Consider the following 16350-nt stretch of genomic DNA (forward strand, 5'->3'; position numbering starts at 1 on the left):
AACCTGCCCCGCGATCGCCTTCTCACCGTTCACCCGGCAGGCGGAAAGAGGGAAGCCCCCGCGAGGACGTGACTCGTGGGGGCTTCCCGTATGCGGCGATCCGGGCCATGGTTGCGCAATGGCGACACAGAGGACGAAAAAGGACTACTGCTGGACCTGCGGCGGGGACCAGCAGCACCGCCGGCTGGGCAAGAAGGAGGAGGACTGGCTCAAGGAACGGCTCGGCCGGTCCGGGGTCGGCGAGTTCTGGCTCTGCGTGAACGTGCTCGACCCCGACACCGGGAAGCAGTGCCGCAACCTGCGTACGGGCTTCAACAAGAAACCGTTCGCCGAGCCGATCAAGGTGCCCGTGATCGACTGACCGTCACAGGTTGCTGAAGTCGGGCCCCTTCGTCCGGGAGCGCTTGATCTCGTAGAAGCCGGGGACGGAGGCCACCGCGAGGGTGCCGTCCCACAGGCGGGCGGCCTCCTCGCCCCGGGGCGCCGGGGTGACGACCGGGCCGAAGAAGGCGATCTCCTCGCCGTCGGGGCCGGGGACCGCGATGACCGGGGTGCCGACCTCCTGGCCGACCTTCTCGATGCCCTGCCTGTGGGAGGCGCGCAGCTCCGGCTCGTACGGGGTGGAGTCCCAGTGCTCCATGAGGGACTCGGGCAGGCCGACGTCCTTCAGGGCGGCGGCGACCACGTCCTTCCCCGGACCCTCGCCCTGGTTGTGGATGCGGGTCCCGAGCGCGGTGTAGAGGTCGCCGAGCACCTCGGCGCCGTGCTCCTGCTGGGCCGCGATGACCACCCGGACCGGCCCCCAGGCCTTGACCTCCAGCATTTCGCGGTACTCGGCGGGGAGCTCGTCGAGCCTGTCCTCGTTGAGGACCGCGAGGCTCATCAGGTGCCAGCGGACCTCGATGTCCCGCACCTTCTCCACCTCGCGCACCCAGCGGGAGGTCATCCAGGCCCAGGGGCACAGCGGGTCGAACCAGAAGTCGACGGGCGTGGCGGAAGGCTTGTCCGACATGTCACTCCTCAGGAAGGGAAGTCTCGCCCGGGGGAACAACGTGACCGGTCCCCGCCATTCCCGGACGGCCCGCGTCAGGGGCGCATGGCAGGATCGGTCCTGTTCATCCATGTCGACGACGCATGAGGAGTCCGCCCGTGCCCGGTGAGAATCTGACCCGTGACGAGGCCCGGGAGCGGGCAGCCCTGCTGTCCGTCGACGGGTACGAGGTGTCCCTGGACCTGCGTTCGGCGGTCGGCGAGCACGGCGGGGAGCCGCGCACCTTCCGCTCCGTCACCACCGTCCGGTTCCGCTGCGCCGAACCGGGCGCGAGCAGCTTCGCGGACCTGATCGCGCCGAGCGTGACGGCCCTGTCCCTGAACGGGCGCGACCTCGACCCCGGCCAGGTCTTCGACGGCTCGCGGATCCTGCTGGAGGACCTGGCCGCCGAGAACGAACTCGTCGTCGACGCGCAGTGCGCCTACTCCCGCACCGGCGAGGGCATGCACCGCTTCGTCGACCCCGAGGACGGCGAGGTGTACCTGTACACCCAGTACGAGCCGGCCGACGCCCGCCGGGTCTTCGCCAACTTCGAGCAGCCCGACCTCAAGGCGCCGTACCGCTTCGAGGTGCGCGCGCCCGAGGGCTGGACGGTCTGGAGCAACGGGGCCGGTGAACTCTCCGACGGCGTGTGGCGGTTCGCGGAGACCAAGCCGATCTCGACGTACATCACGTGCGTGGTGGCCGGCCCGTACCACTACGTGACCGACTCCTACGAGCGGGTCCTCGAGGACGGCACGCGGCTGGAGATCCCGCTCGGCGCGATGTGCCGCAAGGGCCTCGCCCCGCACTTCGACGCCGACGACGTGTTCCTGGTGACCAAGCAGGGCCTGGACTTCTTCCACGACCACTTCGACTACCCGTACCCGTTCGGCAAGTACGACCAGGCGTTCGTGCCCGAGTACAACCTGGGCGCGATGGAGAACCCGGGGATGGTGACCTTCCGGGAGGAGTTCATCTTCCGGGGCAAGGTGACGCGGGCGTCGTACGAGGGCCGGGCCAACGTCATCCTGCACGAGATGGCGCACATGTGGTTCGGCGACCTGGTCACCATGGAGTGGTGGGACGACCTGTGGCTGAAGGAGTCCTTCGCGGACTTCATGGGCGCGTTCTCGCTGGTCGGGGCGACCCGCTTCACCGACGGCTGGATCACCTTCGCCAACCGCCGCAAGGCGTGGGCCTACCGCGCGGACCAGCTGCCCTCCACGCACCCGATCACCGCCGACATCCGCGACCTGCAGGACGCCAAGCTCAACTTCGACGGCATCACGTACGCCAAGGGCGCCTCGGTGCTCAAGCAGCTGGTGGCGTACGTGGGCCAGGACGCGTTCCTGGAGGGCGCCCGGCGCTACTTCAAGCGGCACGCGTACGGCAACACGCGCCTCGGCGACCTGCTGTCCGTCCTCGAGGAGACCAGCGGGCGGGACATGGCCGCCTGGTCGCGGGCGTGGCTGCAGACGGCCGGCGTCAACTCGCTCACCCCGCAGGTGCTGTTGCGCGAGGACGGCCGGATCGACGAGCTGACGGTCGTGCAGGAGGCGGCGGAGTCGCACCCCGAACTGCGCCCGCACCGCGTGGCGGTGGGCCTGTACCGGCGTACGGGATCCGACGCCCTGGAGCGGTACGCGCAGGCCGAGACGGACGTCGAGGGGGCGCGTACGGTCGTGACGGAGCTGGCGGGCGCGGACGCGCCGGAGCTGGTGCTGGTCAACGACGACGACCTGACGTACTGCAAGACCCGCTTCGACGAGACGTCGCTGGACACGCTGCGCGAGCACCTGGGCGCGCTGACCGACCCGCTCGCCCGCGCCCTGTGCTGGTCGGCGCTGTGGAACATGACGCGGGACGCGCTGCTGCCGGCCCAGGAGTTCATCGAGCTGGTGCTGGAGTTCGCGGGCCGCGAGTCCGACATCGGCGTGCTGCAGATGCTGCACGCGTGGGCCGATTCGGCGGCGGTGCACTACACCGCGCCCGAGCGGCGGGAGCAGACCGGGCGCCGGCTCGCCGAGGGCGCCTCCGCCCTGCTGTACGCCGCCGAGGCGGGCAGCGAACACCAGCTGGCGTGGGCGAGGTTCTTCGCCCACGTGGCCCACGCGCCGGCCGACGTCGAGCTGCTGACCTCGCTCCTCGACGGCACGGTGACCCTGCCGGGCCTGGAGGTGGACCAGGAGCTGCGCTGGGCGTTCCTGGAGCCGCTGGCCGCGCACGGGGCGGCGGACGAGAAGCGGCTGGACGAGGAGCTGGCCCGGGACGACACCGCGTCCGGCAAGCGGCACCACGTGCGCTGTCTGGCCGCCCGCCCGTCGGCCGCGGTCAAGGCGCAGTGCTGGGCGCAGGTCGTGGAGTCGGACGCGCTGTCCAACGCGCTGGTGGAGGCCACCATCTCGGGCTTCGCGCAGGCGTCCCAGCGGGAGCTGCTCGCGCCGTACGCGGAGAGGTACTTCGCGGCGATCGAGCGGGTGTGGACCGAGCGGTCGATCCAGATCGGCATGGACGTGGTGCGGGGCCTGTTCCCCTCCTTCCAGGACTCGCGGGCGACGCTGGAGGCGACGGACGCGTGGCTCACGTCCCACGAGGACGCGGCCCCCGCCCTGCGCCGCCTGGTCCTGGAGGCCCGCGACGACCTGGCCCGTGCCCTGCGCGGGCAGGCCTGCGACGCGGCCGCCGCCGGTCGCTGAAGGGCGGATCCGGCCCTCGGCCGGGCGTTCCGCCATCGTTACAGAACGCCCGTAACCCCTGGTCCGCGCCCGGACGGACCAGGGGTTCCCGGCATCCGAACACGTGTCCTTCAGTACGGCCTTGTCCTTGTTTGTCGACGAGCGTGTAACACGGGTTCGCGGACCGGCCGAAGACGGGAAATTGCCGGTCATGAACCACAACACCCCGCTCTCCCCCCGCCCCCTGCACCACCTCTCCACCGGCGCCGGGCGCCGGGTGCTGACCCACGCGCAGCTGCGCGCCCACGGCGTCTCCGCCGCGAAGGCCGGCGAGCAGTGCCGCCCCGGCGGCCCCTGGCAGCAGCTGCTCCCGGGCGTCGTCCTGCTCCACCCCGGCCCGCCGACCAGCGAGGAGCGGCTGCACGCGGTGCTGATGTACGCGGCACGGGAACGGACCACGGGCGTCCCCGTCCAGCCCGGTACGGAGAGCCCGCCCGCGTCCGCCTACGGGGAGGCGATGATCACCGGACTGGCCGCGCTGACCCTGCACGGCTTCCCGTCCGCTCCCCCGCTGCCGTCCCTGGAGGCCTTCGACGTCCTGGTCCCGCGGCTGCGCCGGCTGCGCTCGACGGGCTGCGTCCGTATCGTCCGCACCCCCGACCTGCCCGTCCCGGAGCAGGTCACGGGCCTGCCGGTGGCCCCGGTCCCGCGCGCGCTGGCCGACGCCGTGGCGGGCCTCCAGGACGCGGGCACGGTGCGCCGGCTGCTCACGGACGCGGTGCGCGGCGGCTTCTGCGATCCGGCGGCGGCGGTGCGCGAGCTGACCGCCGCGAAGCTGCTGAACCGGCCGCACGTGGTGGACGCGGTGGACTCGCTGCTGGCCGAGGGGCGGACGCTGGCGGAGTCCCGGCTGTACCGGATGGTGCGCGACCACGGCCTGCCCGACCCGTGCTGGAACGTCGACCTGCGGCTGCCGGGCGGGCCCCGCCTCGGCGGCGTGGACGCGTACTGGCCGGAGCACGCGGTGGCGGTGGAGCTGGACACCCGCGCGCCGCGCCCGGGCCGGCGGCCCGACGACGAGGCCGAGTGGTCGGAGTACGCCCGCAGGCGCGAACACCTGGAGCGCCTCGGCGTCACGGTCGTCCACATCACCCCGCGCAAGCTGCGGGACGCGATGGAGCAGCAGGCGGCGGTGGTCCGCACGGCGCTGATCGCCTCGGCCGACCGCGCCCCGTCGGCGTACGTCGTGGTGCTGCCCCGGTAGGGGGCCGGGGCGGCGCCGTCAGGAGGGGAGGGGAGGGGCCGCCGGGCGGCCCCTCCCCGCGCGTGCGCCGGGTCAGCGCCTCCTCAGCACCAGCTCGGTGTTGCGGTCCCCCGGTTCGCCGCCCCGGTGTGTGCGGGAGCCGGCGGCGTTGAAGGAGAGTTCGCGGTAGAGGGCGGCCAGGCCGGTCCGGGAGAGGTCGGTGAAGTCCGTGCGGTACGGGGCCGAGGATTCGACCAGGGTGGTGAAGAGCGAGAGCGTGCCGTCCCCGTTGTCCACCAGCTCGATCACCCGGGCCAGTTGGGGGAAGTCGACGTGGGAGGCGGTGGAGATCTCCCAGAAGGCCCCGCCGGACCCGGTGTGCGGGGTGATCGCGTTGCGGTGGACGTGCCCGTTGACCCACGCGACCACGTTGCGGTGCCGGCCGAGGAGCGCGACGACCTCCTCGCCGGTGTGACGCCGCTCGCCGGGGCGGGCCGGGTCGCGGTGGGTGTTGTCCATCGACGTGCTCGTGTGGTGGCTGAACACCAGGACGTACGCGTCCCGGTTCTCGGTGAGCGTCCGCTCCAGCCAGCGCAGCTGGGCGGTGCCGAGGGAACCGTTGTAGTGGCCGCCCGGGCCGGTGGTGTCGAGGCTGACGCCGAGGACGTCGTCGGCGATGCGGAAGGCGTAGTACTGGGTGCCCGCGTCGAGGTTCTCCGCGGTGTAGCCGTGGCCCACCGGGCCGGGACCCGTGTACGCCGGGTCCAGGTGGGCCCGGAGGTACTCGGCGGGGGTGAAGGGGGCGCGTTTCTCGTCGGGGGTGACGGAGCGCATGGAGCGGGCATGGGCCGCCAGGAAGTCGCCGTACCGCACGCCCCTGGGGTCCTTCGCCCTCCTGAGGGTCTGCTGGAGCCGGTGCGCCTCGGCCGCCGGCAGGTCCATCAGCTTCCGCCCGCCGACGGCGAATTCGGTGAGGCGGGGGTCGCCGTGGGAGGCGAAGCAGCCGAGCGGCATCGCGTCGTGGTTGCCGACGGTGGAGTACCAGGGCAGGTCGAGGCCGGGGCTGTTCACCTCGCGGACGGCCGCCGCGAGGAAGCCGTCCAGGTGCGGGAAGCCGAGCCGCTTGTCGGTGTCGCGGAGTGCGGTGTCGGGGTGCCAGTACTGCTCCAGACCGCTGTTCTGGACGCCCTCGTAGTGGCGCGGGTCCCCGGTTCCGGGGGTGACGCGGCCCCCGCTCATCACCGTCAGGAACCACTCCAGTTCCGCGCGGCAGTTGTTGTCCGTGTTGTCGCCGGTGGTCATCGCGAAGCGCAGCGGCGATCCGGTGACGGGGGCGCCGCGCAGCGCGTTGATCCGCTCCACGAGGGCGACCGCGCCCTGGACGGTCAGGGCCTCCTGGGGCCGCCAGGCGTGGACGTCCGCCGAGCGCAGGTACTCCAGGCGCAGCGGATGCTGGACGTCGGTGATGTGCAGGTCGGTGAGGTGCACGAACGCGGCGAGCGCGGTCCGGCGGTCGTCCCGTCCGGCCCGCGGCCCGGCGAGCTCGCCGCGCACCACGCGGTCCCAGCCCGGCCCCTCGGCGAGGCGCCGGTAGCCCGTGCCGCGGCGCGGGGCCGCCGAGGCGGCGACGGTGGTGCCGCGGGTGTACGGGACGAGCGGGGCGGCCGGCGCCCGGCCGGAGGAGGCGGGCGCGGCCCCCTCCGTGCCGGAACCGGGGCCCGCCGCGGCGGCGGCCCGGCCCTCACCGGGCCACAGCGCGTAGCCGGCGCCGGCGGAGAGGGCCACCGCTCCGGTGGCGGCGAGGAGGGAACGACGGTGGAGTCCAGTGGAGCCGGCGACTGAGCGTGTGCGCGACATGGCGCTTGTCTCCCCGGGTGCGAACGCGTCGGCAGTGGTCGCGGGGCGCTCGCTGGGCGACCGTCCCGCTCGTACTGGATGCTCGGCACCGGGGATGACCCGGGCGTGAACGAGACGGCAACGCGCGACGCCGATCGCCGTACGTCGGCCCCGGACCGCCCGCGGACCGCCGCAGGCGTCGCCGGCCGCTCCCGCACCGGCCGGGGAGCGGTCACGCCTCGTTCATCTCACGGGGCAGCCACCCCCCTAGTTCCCGGCGGCCTCCACCCGTCCGGCGGCCGGGCGTTCCCGCCACAGCCGCAGCCCGATGTCGACCATGCGGACGCGGACCAGGTCCGGGACGACGTCCAGGGGGTGCCAGGCGGCGAGGTCGGTGGAGCCGCCGACCTCGTTGCGCAGTTCGCCGCCGGTGATCCGGCCCTCGTAGACCAGCCGCACGCCGTGGTGGTCGACGGAGCGGCCGAAGCGGGCGGGGAAGGTGCGGCGGGTGGAGTTCACGCCGAGCAGTCCGGTGACCTCGATGCGGTAGCCGGTCTCCTCCTCGACCTCCCGCCGCACGGTGTCGTAGGGGTCCTCGCCGTGCTCCATGCCGCCGCCCGGCAGCACCCACTCGGGGACGCCGCCGGGGCCCGGCGACCGGGCGAGCAGGAACTGTCCCTCGCGCACCACCACGGCGTAGGCCGCCACCCTCAGATTCCGTCGCATCCGGGGACGCTAACCCGGCGGCCGCCGTCCGTGACAGGGAGCGGGGCGGGCGCTCCTCCGGGGCGCCCGCCCCGTCCCGTCCGCCACGTCCCGCCCCGTCCGCCACGTCCCGCGTCCCCCGTGCGGCGCGGGAGCACGGCCTCCCCGCGCGCCTCCTTCGGGGCGGTCCGGTGGTACGCACTGCTCCCCTCGTGGCCGGCGTCCTCCGGACGGTGTTCCCCGCGCCGCGGGCGGGGCGGGCGTCCCGTGCGGACGCCCGCCCCCTCGTCGTCCCGTCGTCACTCAGTCGCAGGCCAGGGTGCGCGACTCGGGGAGTCCTGCGGTGATCCGGGCCCGCTCGGGGGCGATGTCCTCCTCCCCGGTGATCACCGTGTCCGGGCGGTCGCCCGCGCGGGGCAGACCGACCATCACCCGCTCGCCCCCGCGGAGGCGGGGCTGCCCGGCCGGCTCCAGCACGAAGGTGATCCGGTCCGTGCTCCCCCCCTTGTGGACGCGGGTCACCTCGAGCGTGATCCGTTCCCGGCCGGCGCCCGCCACCGGTTCCACGGCGGTGACGGTGCCCTCGGCGACGAGGCGGGCGCAGGCCAGGTAGCGGGGGCTGCCGAAGGCGACACCGCCGTCCTGCTCGCCGTCCTGCCCGTAGGCCTCCTTGCCGGCCGCGGCGTCCGGAGCCACCGCCGCTTCGTCGCTCGACGCCGTACCGCCCTGCGCCACGAGCCAGCCGCCCGCCCCCACGACCAGCGCGGCGGCGGCCGCCGCGGCGAGCGTGCCGAGGGCCGCCCTCAGACGGCGGGCTCGGCGCGGGCCGCGGGAGCCTCCGGGACGCGGGGAGCGGTGCCCCGGCGACGTGTGGGCGGCCGGCCGGTGCCGTGTCCCGTCCCCGGCGCCCCCGCCCTCCGGGAAGCGCCCCTGCGTGCCCGGCCGCCGCGCCCCGTCACCGGACTCCGGCCGCTCCCCCGGGGCGGCGGCGAGCGCGTCCCCGATCAGCGCCAGCTGTTCCCGCAGCACCGCCAGGTCGGCGGCGGCGGCATCGCGCGCGGCCAGGAACCCCGGATCGCGCCGGGCCCGCGCGGGCGGCGGCTCGTCCAGGAGCGCGGCCGTCAGGGGGTCCACGCCGTCGTACCCGGCGCCGGCGGCGTCCTCGACGGCGTCCTCGGCGCCGTCTCCGGGGCCCCGGTCGTCGTGGGCGGTCACGTCACACCACCTCGTCCTCGTGCAGGCGGGCGCGCAGGGCGCGTACCGCCGTGTGCAGCCTGCTCTTGACCGTGCCCTCCGGGACGCCGAGCTGCTCGGCGATGGACCGCACCGGCAGGTCGGCGTAGAAACGCAGCACGACCACCTGGCGCTGCGCGTCGGGCAGCGCGTCCAGGCCGCGGGCCACGGCGAGGGAGAGCAGGCTGGTCTCCTCGCCGGACGGGGCCTGTGCCGGACGGAGCGACGCGAGGCGCTCCCCGAGCCGCTCCTGGCGGCGCTTGGCCCGGTGCCAGTCCATGGCGAGGTTGGAGGCGACCACCGCCGCCCACGCCGAGACGTCCCGCGGCGCCTCCCGCCCGCTCGCGGCGCGTTCCAGCAGCCGCAGGCGGACCTGCTGCACCCCGTCCGGCAGGTCCGCCTGCGGTACCCCGCCCAGTGCGAGCACCGCCCGCACCCGGCGTTCCTGCGCCTCGTCCAGCGGGTCGTCGTCCGTGGCGGTGTACGACGCCCCCCGGCCGCGCCGGGTCCTTCCGCGCAGCACTGGCCACCCCCCTCACGCTGTTTCCCCTACGACGCCGCTCCCGCCCGGAACGTTCGGCCGGCTCCTCCGGATCCGGCCGAGGCGTATGTCACACCTTCGTGTGACCGGGACCGGACCGGGCAGGGGACCTTCCGGCCCACGGCCCCCGAAGGCTGAATTTCTGCAGTTCACAGGGGTGACGGCCGAAGGTCCGCAACCGGCGGTCGTCGCCGGGGTGTCCCACTGGGCGGGCAGGATCCGCAAAGAATTGGACAGGCGGGCCGTGGTCGGCCGCATGATGGAAGAGCCTCGGCCAGGCATTCGGATACGAATCAGGACACAGTAGGGAGTCGCCGTGAGGGTCGGAATCGTCGGAGCCACCGGTCAGGTGGGTACGGTCATGCGCGGGATCCTCAAGGAGCGGAACTTCCCGGTCACCGAGCTGCGCCTGTTCGCCTCGGCCCGTTCGGCGGGCACGGAGCTGGACGGCGTGACGGTGGAGGACGCCTCGACCGCCGACTACAGCGGCCTGGACATCGTGCTGTTCTCCGCGGGCGGCGCGACCTCGAAGGCGCTGGCCGAGAAGGTCGCCGCGCAGGGCGCGGTCGTGATCGACAACTCCTCCGCCTGGCGCAAGGACCCCGAGGTCCCCCTCGTCGTCTCCGAGGTGAACCCGCACGCGATCGCCGACCGCCCCAAGGGCATCATCGCCAACCCGAACTGCACCACGATGGCCGCGATGCCGGTGCTGCGTCCGCTGCACGCGGAGGCGGGCCTCCAGGCGCTGGTCGTCGCCACGTACCAGGCGGTGTCCGGGTCCGGCCTCGCGGGCGTCGCGGAGCTGCACGGCCAGGCGCAGAAGGTGATCGACGAGGCCGACAAGCTCACCCACGACGGCGCGGCGGTCGACTTCCCCGAGCCCGGTGTCTACAAGCGCCCCATCGCCTTCAACGTGCTGCCGCTGGCCGGCAACCTCGTCGACGACGGCCTGGGCGAGACCGACGAGGAGCAGAAGCTGCGCAACGAGTCGCGCAAGATCCTGGGGATCCCCGAGCTCAAGGTCTCCGGCACCTGCGTGCGCGTCCCGGTCTTCTCCGGGCACTCCCTGCAGATCAACGCCCGCTTCGCCCGCCCGATCAGCGCCGAGCGCGCCGCCGAGCTGCTGGCGGAGGCCCCCGGCGTCGTCCTCACCGACATCCCCACCCCGCTCCAGGCCGCCGGCCAGGACCCGTCCTACGTCGGCCGGATCCGCCCCGACGAGACGGTGGAGAACGGTCTCGCCCTGTTCGTCTCCAACGACAACCTCCGCAAGGGCGCGGCGCTGAACGCCGTGCAGATCGCGGAGCTGGTGGCGGCTGAGCTGAGCGCGTGACGCCGCGGGCATGACCCGAGGGGGCGCCGGTGGGCGCCCCCTCGGGGCGTTCGGAGCGCCGGGTGCCGCCGCAGCGCCACGTCGATGCCGGCCACGCGCTGTCGGGGAAGGGCGCCGACCCGCTGCCGCAGACGCTCCGGCGCGACGGCGCGCACCTGCTCGCACTCCGCCTCGGAGTCCCTGGGCAGACGACTCCCGTCAGCACGCAGGAGGACCTGGAACGACAGGATCCGTGTGGTGTCCGACGCCAGCGGCACGACACCGACGACGCCTCGGCCGTTCCGCTCGACGGGCTCGTCGGTCCCGTCGAGCGGACACGATCACAGCGGGCCTGGCCTTGTCGGCCCCGCCTCCCCTGGCCGGTTCCAGGCCCACCAGGTAGACGTCGCCGCGCCTCATCGGTGATCCCGTCCCCGCTCGTCCGGTCCCGGAGGGCGGCACCCTCGCCCGCGTCCCGCTCGGCGAACGCCTCGGTGTGCTCCTGCACGAGCTGCGCCTGCCTCGGCAGCCCGATCGCGGCGTGCGTCACGGCCGACCTGGAGTCGGCGTCGGTGCGCGCGGCGTACTCGTCGACGAAGGCGACATCCTCCTGAGGCGGGCTCAGACTGATCTTCACACCCTCGATGCCGCTCGCGGTGGGAACACCTTGGCCACCCGCACGCGGGACCGTCGGCCGGACACGCCCCGACCGGCCGACACAGGGGTATCCCCATGATCCGGCTCGGTCATCGCCTCATCCCGACGTCGCGTGGAAGGATGGCGCAACCCACACATATCGAGGAGATGACCGCGTGCCTGGCACAAACCTGACTCGCGAAGAGGCGCGGCAGCGGGCGAAGCTGCTGACCGTTGACTCGTACGAGATCGATCTCGACCTCTCCGGCGCGCAGGAGGGCGGCACCTACCGGTCCGTGACCACGGTGCGCTTCGACGTCGCCGAGGACGGCGACGGCGCGGAGACCTTCATCGACCTGGTGGCTCCCACCGTGCACGAGGTGACCCTCAACGGGGACCCCCTCGACCCCGCCGAGGTCTTCGCGGACTCCCGCATCGCCCTGCCCGGCCTGCTGAAGGGCCGCAACATCCTCCGGGTGGAGGCCGACTGCGCGTACACCAACACGGGCGAGGGCCTGCACCGGTTCGTCGACCCGGTGGACGACCAGGCGTACCTCTACACCCAGTTCGAGGTGCCCGACGCCCGCCGGGTCTTCGCGAGCTTCGAGCAGCCCGACCTGAAGGCGACCTTCCGGTTCACCGTGAAGGCGCCGGAGGGCTGGACCGTCGTCTCCAACTCCCCGACGCCCGAACCGCAGGGGAACGTCTGGCGGTTCGAGCCGACCCCGCGCATCTCGTCGTACATCACGGCGCTGATCGTCGGCCCGTACCACTCCGTGCACAGCGTCTACGAGAAGGACGGCCGGTCCGTCCCGCTCGGCATCTACTGCCGCCCGTCGCTGGCCGAGTACCTGGACTCGGAGGCGATCTTCGAGGTCACCCGGCAGGGCTTCGACTGGTTCCAGGAGAAGTTCGACTACGCGTACCCGTTCGAGAAGTACGACCAGCTGTTCGTGCCGGAGTTCAACGCCGGCGCGATGGAGAACGCGGGCGCGGTGACCATCCGCGACCAGTACGTCTTCCGGTCGAAGGTGACCGACGCGGCGTACGAGGTGCGCGCGGAGACCATCCTGCACGAGCTGGCCCACATGTGGTTCGGCGACCTGGTCACCATGGAGTGGTGGAACGACCTGTGGCTGAACGAGTCGTTCGCCACGTACACGTCCATCGCCTGCCAGGCGGCGGCGCCGGGCTCGAAGTGGCCGCACTCGTGGACGACCTTCGCGAACTCCATGAAGACCTGGGCCTACCGCCAGGACCAGCTGCCGTCCACGCACCCGATCATGGCGGACATCCGCGACCTGGACGACGTGCTGGTCAACTTCGACGGCATCACGTACGCCAAGGGCGCGTCGGTGCTGAAGCAGCTCGTCGCGTACGTCGGTGAGGACGCGTTCTTCCGGGGCGTGCAGGCGTACTTCAAGCGCCACGCGTACGGCAACACGCGCCTGTCCGACCTGCTGGGCGCGCTGGAGGAGACCTCCGGGCGCGATCTGCGGACCTGGTCGAAGCAGTGGCTGGAGACGGCCGGCATCAACGTGCTGCGTCCGGTGATCGAGACGGACGCCGAGGGTGTCGTCACCTCCTTCGCCGTCCGCCAGGAGGCCCCGGCGCTCCCGGCCGGCGCGAAGGGCGAGCCGACGCTGCGCCCGCACCGCATCGCGGTCGGCGCCTACGACCTCGACGCGAACGGCAGGCTGGTGCGCGGCGAGCGCGTCGAGCTGGACGTCGACGGCGAGCTGACGGCCGTGCCGCAGCTGGTCGGCAAGCGCCGCCCGGCGGTCGTCCTGCTGAACGACGACGACCTGTCGTACGCGAAGGTCCGGCTGGACGAGGAGTCGCTCGCCGTCGTCACCGAGCACCTCGGCGACTTCGCGGAGTCCCTGCCCCGCGCCCTGTGCTGGGCCTCCGCCTGGGACATGACCCGGGACGCGGAACTCGCCGCCCGCGACTACCTCTCGCTCGTGCTGTCGGGCATCGGCAAGGAGTCCGACATCGGTGTCGTGCAGTCGCTGCACCGCCAGGTGAAGCTGGCGATCGACCTGTACGCCGATCCCGGCGCCCGCGAGACCCTGCTGGCCCGCTGGACCGACGCCACGCTGGCCCACCTGCGGTCCGCCGAGCCGGGCGGCGACCACCAGCTGGCGTGGGCGCGGGCGTTCGCGGCGACGGCCCGTACGCCGGAGCAGCTGGACCTGCTGGAGGGCCTGCTGGCCGGTACGCAGACCGTCGAGGGGCTGGCCGTGGACACGGAGCTGCGCTGGTCGTTCGTGCAGCGGCTGGCGGCGGTGGGCCGGTTCGACGAGGCGGAGATCGCGAGCGAGTACGAGCGGGACAGGACGGCGGCCGGTGAGCGGCACGCCGCGACCGCCCGCGCGGCCCGCCCGACCGAGGAGGCCAAGGCGGAGGCGTGGGCCTCGGTCGTGGAGTCCGACAAGCTGCCGAACGCCGTCCAGGAGGCGGTCATCTCCGGCTTCGTCCAGACCGACCAGCGCGAGCTGCTGGCGCCGTACACGGACCGGTACTTCGAGGTGCTGGCGGACGTCTGGGCTTCCCGTTCGCACGAGATGGCCCAGCAGATCGCGGTCGGCCTCTACCCGGCCGTCCAGGTCTCCGGCGAGACCCTCGACAAGACGGACGCCTGGCTGGCGTCCGCCGAGCCGGGTGCGGCCCTGCGCCGCCTGGTCTCGGAGTCCCGCGCGGGCGTGGAGCGCGCGCTGCGCGCCCAGGCGGCGGACGCGGCGGCGGGGGCGGCCCGGTAGCACCGGTTCCCCGAAGGGGGCGCCCGGTGCCTTCGCACCGGGCGCCCTCGCGCACGTGCGCGGCGCCACCCACGATCCCGGGATGGCGCGCGAGCCGAAGGGCGTACGGGTCGGCGGCACGCACTTCCCGGGCGTCATCACCGCCGGCCGTTTCCGGCGTGACGGGGAGCGCCTCTTCTGGGCCGTGAAGAACCCGGACAAGGCGGTCGTCGTCGAGCTCGCCGACGCCGAGACCTACGACCGCCTGGTCATCGAGGTCGACGACCCCCGCGCCACCGTCGCCCTCGTCGAGCGGTCCGCCACCCGCGGTTGAGGCGCGCCCCGGGCCGGCCGGGTGTCCTGCGGGCGGTCGGCGAGGGGCGGCGCGGGGACCGGGCGGGGGCGCGTGGCGACCTGCCCGGCCACCGTCGCGCCGAACGCCAGTGCCATGCCCGTCAGTTGCAGCGGGGTCAGCGTCTCGCCGAGGGCCGCCCAGCCGATCACCGCCGCCGTGAGGGGGCTGAGGGGGCCGAGGAAGGTGACCTGGGTGGCGGTGAGGCGGCCGATGCCCCGGAACCAGAGCCAGTACGCGATCGCCGTGTTGGCCAGGGCGAGGTAGAGGTAGCCGCCGATCGCCGGGGCGTCCAGGGCGGGGGGCGCGCCCTCGGCCAGGACGGCGACGGGCGCGATCAGCAGACCGCCGGCCGTCAGCTGCCAGCCCGTCAGGGCGAGCGGGCCGACGCCCTCCGGGCGGCCCCAGCGCTTGGTGAGGACGGTGCCGGCGGACATCGAGGCGGTGGAGGCGAGGGCCGCGAGGACGCCCAGTGGATCCAGTGCGCCCGCCGCCTTCAGGACCACCAGGCTGACACCGGACGCGGCCGCGAACCCGGTGACCACGTTCCGCGCCGTCGGCCGCTGCCCCAGCAGCAGCGCCGAGAGGCCGACCACGAACAGCGGCCCGACGGAGCCGACCACCGCCGCCATGCCGCCGGGCAGCCGGTACGCGGAGAGGAACAGCAGCGGGAAGAAGGCGCCGATGTTGAGCGCGCCCAGCGCCGTCGCCTTCCACCACCAGGCTCCCCGCGGCAGCACCCGGACGAGCGCGAGCAGGACGAGGCCGGCGGGCAGGGCGCGCGTCAGGCCGGTGAACAGCGGGCGGTCGGGCGGGAGGAACTCCGTGGCCACGGCGTAGGTGGTGCCCCAGGAGACGGGGGCGAGGGCGGTGAGCGCGATGAGGGTGGCGCGGTTCGCGGCCATGACGGGCGCACCTCTTCCGAGTAGGTCAATGACAAGTAGCTTAGTCGCAAGCTACTTGGCGTCAAGTTGCTTAACGTCGACCCACTTTCTTGCGGGTGACCCGCTTCCGGCGGATACTCCTGCCATGACCGCAGAGCAGCGCCCCGAGGACCCCGTCGACGCGATCATCGAGCAGTGGGCGCGGGTGCGGCCCGACCTCGACACCGCCGGCATGGAGGTCTTCGGGCGCGTCTTCCGGCTCGCGCGCGCCATGGGCGACCGGATGGAGAAGGCGTACGCCGCATACGGGATCTCACGCGGCGAGTTCGACGTCCTCGCCACCCTGCGCCGCTCCGGGGAGCCCTACGCCCTCTCCCCCCGCCAGCTCTCCGCCACGCTGATGCTCACCACCGGCGGGATGACCGGCCGCCTCGACAAACTGGAGCGCGCGGGACTGCTCCGCCGCTCCCCCGACCCGCACGACCGGCGCGGACTCCAGGTCACGCTCACCGAGGAGGGGCTGCGGCTGATCGACACGGCGGTCGGCGCCGGCCTCGCCGCCCAGTCCGAGGCGCTGTCCGCCCTGGACGCGGAGCGGGCGGCGCACCTGGCCGGCCTGCTGCGGGAACTGCTGCTCGCCACGGAGAGGTAGCGGCGGGGGCGTTGTCGGCGGGCCGGCGGGGCCGTGCACCGGCGCCTCCCCGATGCCGCCCGCGCGAAGAGCGCGCCACGCCGGAACGCGCGAGGGCGCGTTGCGGCAGCACGAAGGGCGCCGGCCCCGCGTACGGCGGTGCCGGCGCCCTCGGAAGGCGGTGAGACCCGGGTCAGGCCTTGGCTTCGGCCTTGGTGCTGATGTTGGAGCTGGTCGGGTCCTTCTTCTTGTGCGACTTGTCGCCGATCATCACCAGGGCGGCGATGATCACGAACAGCGCGATCGGAGCCACGACGTAGAGGCCCAGCGTCTCGACGACGCTCAGGCCCGTACCGGGGTCGTCGCCGTCGTCGCGGGTGAGCGCGAGCGCGGGGGACGACATGAGCAGCATCATCAGCGTCGTACCGGCTGCCAGGGCGCCGGCGCGCAGGGCGTTCTTCTTGTCCACGGTGCCAAACTATCCAACGCGGTCGGGCTCCGCGCGCGCGGGGTGTCCTAAGGGGCTCG

The 16350-nt window shown here is 73.5% G+C and carries 13 protein-coding genes and 2 pseudogenes; 7 read left to right on the forward strand and 8 right to left on the reverse strand.

What is annotated here, in order from left to right; all coding sequences use genetic code 11:
• The first annotated feature begins 118 nt into the window (after positions 1-118).
• Complete coding sequence (locus ACZ8ZB_RS11805; protein WP_470737666.1) at positions 119-361, forward strand: hypothetical protein; 243 nt, start codon at positions 119-121, stop codon at positions 359-361.
• Positions 362-364: 3 nt separating this feature from the next.
• On the opposite strand, the gene ACZ8ZB_RS11810 is transcribed toward ACZ8ZB_RS11805, so the two are convergent.
• Positions 365-1012 carry a mycothiol-dependent nitroreductase Rv2466c family protein gene (locus ACZ8ZB_RS11810; RefSeq protein ID WP_470737667.1) on the reverse strand — a complete coding sequence of 216 codons (648 nt, stop codon included), beginning with the start codon at positions 1010-1012 and terminating at the stop codon, positions 365-367.
• 137 nt (positions 1013-1149) lie between these two features.
• Here ACZ8ZB_RS11810 and pepN (ACZ8ZB_RS11815) point away from each other — a divergent pair, with 137 nt between their 5' ends.
• The gene (pepN, locus tag ACZ8ZB_RS11815) at positions 1150-3729 is read left to right on the forward strand and encodes an aminopeptidase N (protein WP_470737668.1); all 2580 of its coding nucleotides are present in this window, start codon (positions 1150-1152) and stop codon (positions 3727-3729) included.
• A gap of 190 nt (positions 3730-3919) precedes the next feature.
• On the forward strand, positions 3920-4972 hold the full coding sequence (locus tag ACZ8ZB_RS11820; RefSeq protein ID WP_470737669.1) for a hypothetical protein: 1053 nt from the start codon (positions 3920-3922) through the stop codon (positions 4970-4972).
• 72 nt (positions 4973-5044) lie between these two features.
• Here ACZ8ZB_RS11820 and ACZ8ZB_RS11825 read toward each other — a convergent pair whose 3' ends face one another.
• From ACZ8ZB_RS11825 to ACZ8ZB_RS11840, 4 genes are all read right to left on the reverse strand, one after another.
• Entirely contained in the window at positions 5045-6808 is a 1764-nt protein-coding gene (locus ACZ8ZB_RS11825; RefSeq protein ID WP_470737670.1) for a TIGR03767 family metallophosphoesterase, read from the reverse strand.
• Between the two features lie 246 nt (positions 6809-7054).
• Positions 7055-7513: an NUDIX hydrolase gene (locus tag ACZ8ZB_RS11830; protein ID WP_470737671.1), complete on the reverse strand. Its 459-nt coding sequence runs from the start codon at positions 7511-7513 to the stop codon at positions 7055-7057.
• 282 nt (positions 7514-7795) lie between these two features.
• Positions 7796-8707, reverse strand: coding sequence for a hypothetical protein (locus tag ACZ8ZB_RS11835; RefSeq protein WP_470737672.1), 912 nt, complete (start codon positions 8705-8707; stop codon positions 7796-7798).
• Position 8708: 1 nt separating this feature from the next.
• Complete coding sequence (locus ACZ8ZB_RS11840) at positions 8709-9248, reverse strand: RNA polymerase sigma factor (RefSeq protein ID WP_470737673.1); 540 nt, start codon at positions 9246-9248, stop codon at positions 8709-8711.
• Positions 9249-9582: 334 nt separating this feature from the next.
• On the opposite strand from ACZ8ZB_RS11840, the gene ACZ8ZB_RS11845 reads away from it, so the two are divergent.
• On the forward strand, positions 9583-10599 hold the full coding sequence (locus ACZ8ZB_RS11845) for an aspartate-semialdehyde dehydrogenase (protein ID WP_470737674.1): 1017 nt from the start codon (positions 9583-9585) through the stop codon (positions 10597-10599).
• 125 nt (positions 10600-10724) lie between these two features.
• Here the strand turns inward: ACZ8ZB_RS11845 and ACZ8ZB_RS11850 are convergent.
• Positions 10725-10856, reverse strand: a pseudogene (locus tag ACZ8ZB_RS11850) (type II toxin-antitoxin system PemK/MazF family toxin); the annotation flags it as partial.
• A gap of 534 nt (positions 10857-11390) precedes the next feature.
• On the opposite strand from ACZ8ZB_RS11850, the gene pepN (ACZ8ZB_RS11855) reads away from it, so the two are divergent.
• Complete coding sequence (gene pepN, locus ACZ8ZB_RS11855) at positions 11391-13976, forward strand: aminopeptidase N (RefSeq protein ID WP_470737675.1); 2586 nt, start codon at positions 11391-11393, stop codon at positions 13974-13976.
• A 46-nt stretch (positions 13977-14022) separates the two neighbouring features.
• A pseudogene (locus tag ACZ8ZB_RS11860) lies at positions 14023-14289 on the forward strand (hypothetical protein); the annotation flags it as partial.
• Here ACZ8ZB_RS11860 and ACZ8ZB_RS11865 read toward each other — a convergent pair.
• Positions 14211-15212 carry an EamA family transporter gene (locus ACZ8ZB_RS11865; RefSeq protein WP_470737676.1) on the reverse strand — a complete coding sequence of 334 codons (1002 nt, stop codon included), beginning with the start codon at positions 15210-15212 and terminating at the stop codon, positions 14211-14213. The pseudogene ACZ8ZB_RS11860 and the gene ACZ8ZB_RS11865 overlap by 79 nt on opposite strands.
• Positions 15213-15336: 124 nt before the next feature.
• Here ACZ8ZB_RS11865 and ACZ8ZB_RS11870 point away from each other — a divergent pair, with 124 nt between their 5' ends.
• Positions 15337-15843: a MarR family winged helix-turn-helix transcriptional regulator gene (locus ACZ8ZB_RS11870; protein WP_470737677.1), complete on the forward strand. Its 507-nt coding sequence runs from the start codon at positions 15337-15339 to the stop codon at positions 15841-15843.
• Positions 15844-16015: 172 nt separating this feature from the next.
• Here ACZ8ZB_RS11870 and ACZ8ZB_RS11875 read toward each other — a convergent pair whose 3' ends face one another.
• Positions 16016-16291 (reverse strand): hypothetical protein, encoded by a 276-nt coding sequence (locus ACZ8ZB_RS11875; RefSeq protein WP_470737678.1) that lies wholly within the window; start codon positions 16289-16291, stop codon positions 16016-16018.
• Positions 16292-16350: the final 59 nt, after the last annotated feature.

The organism is Streptomyces sp. 12E (assembly GCF_055633275.1).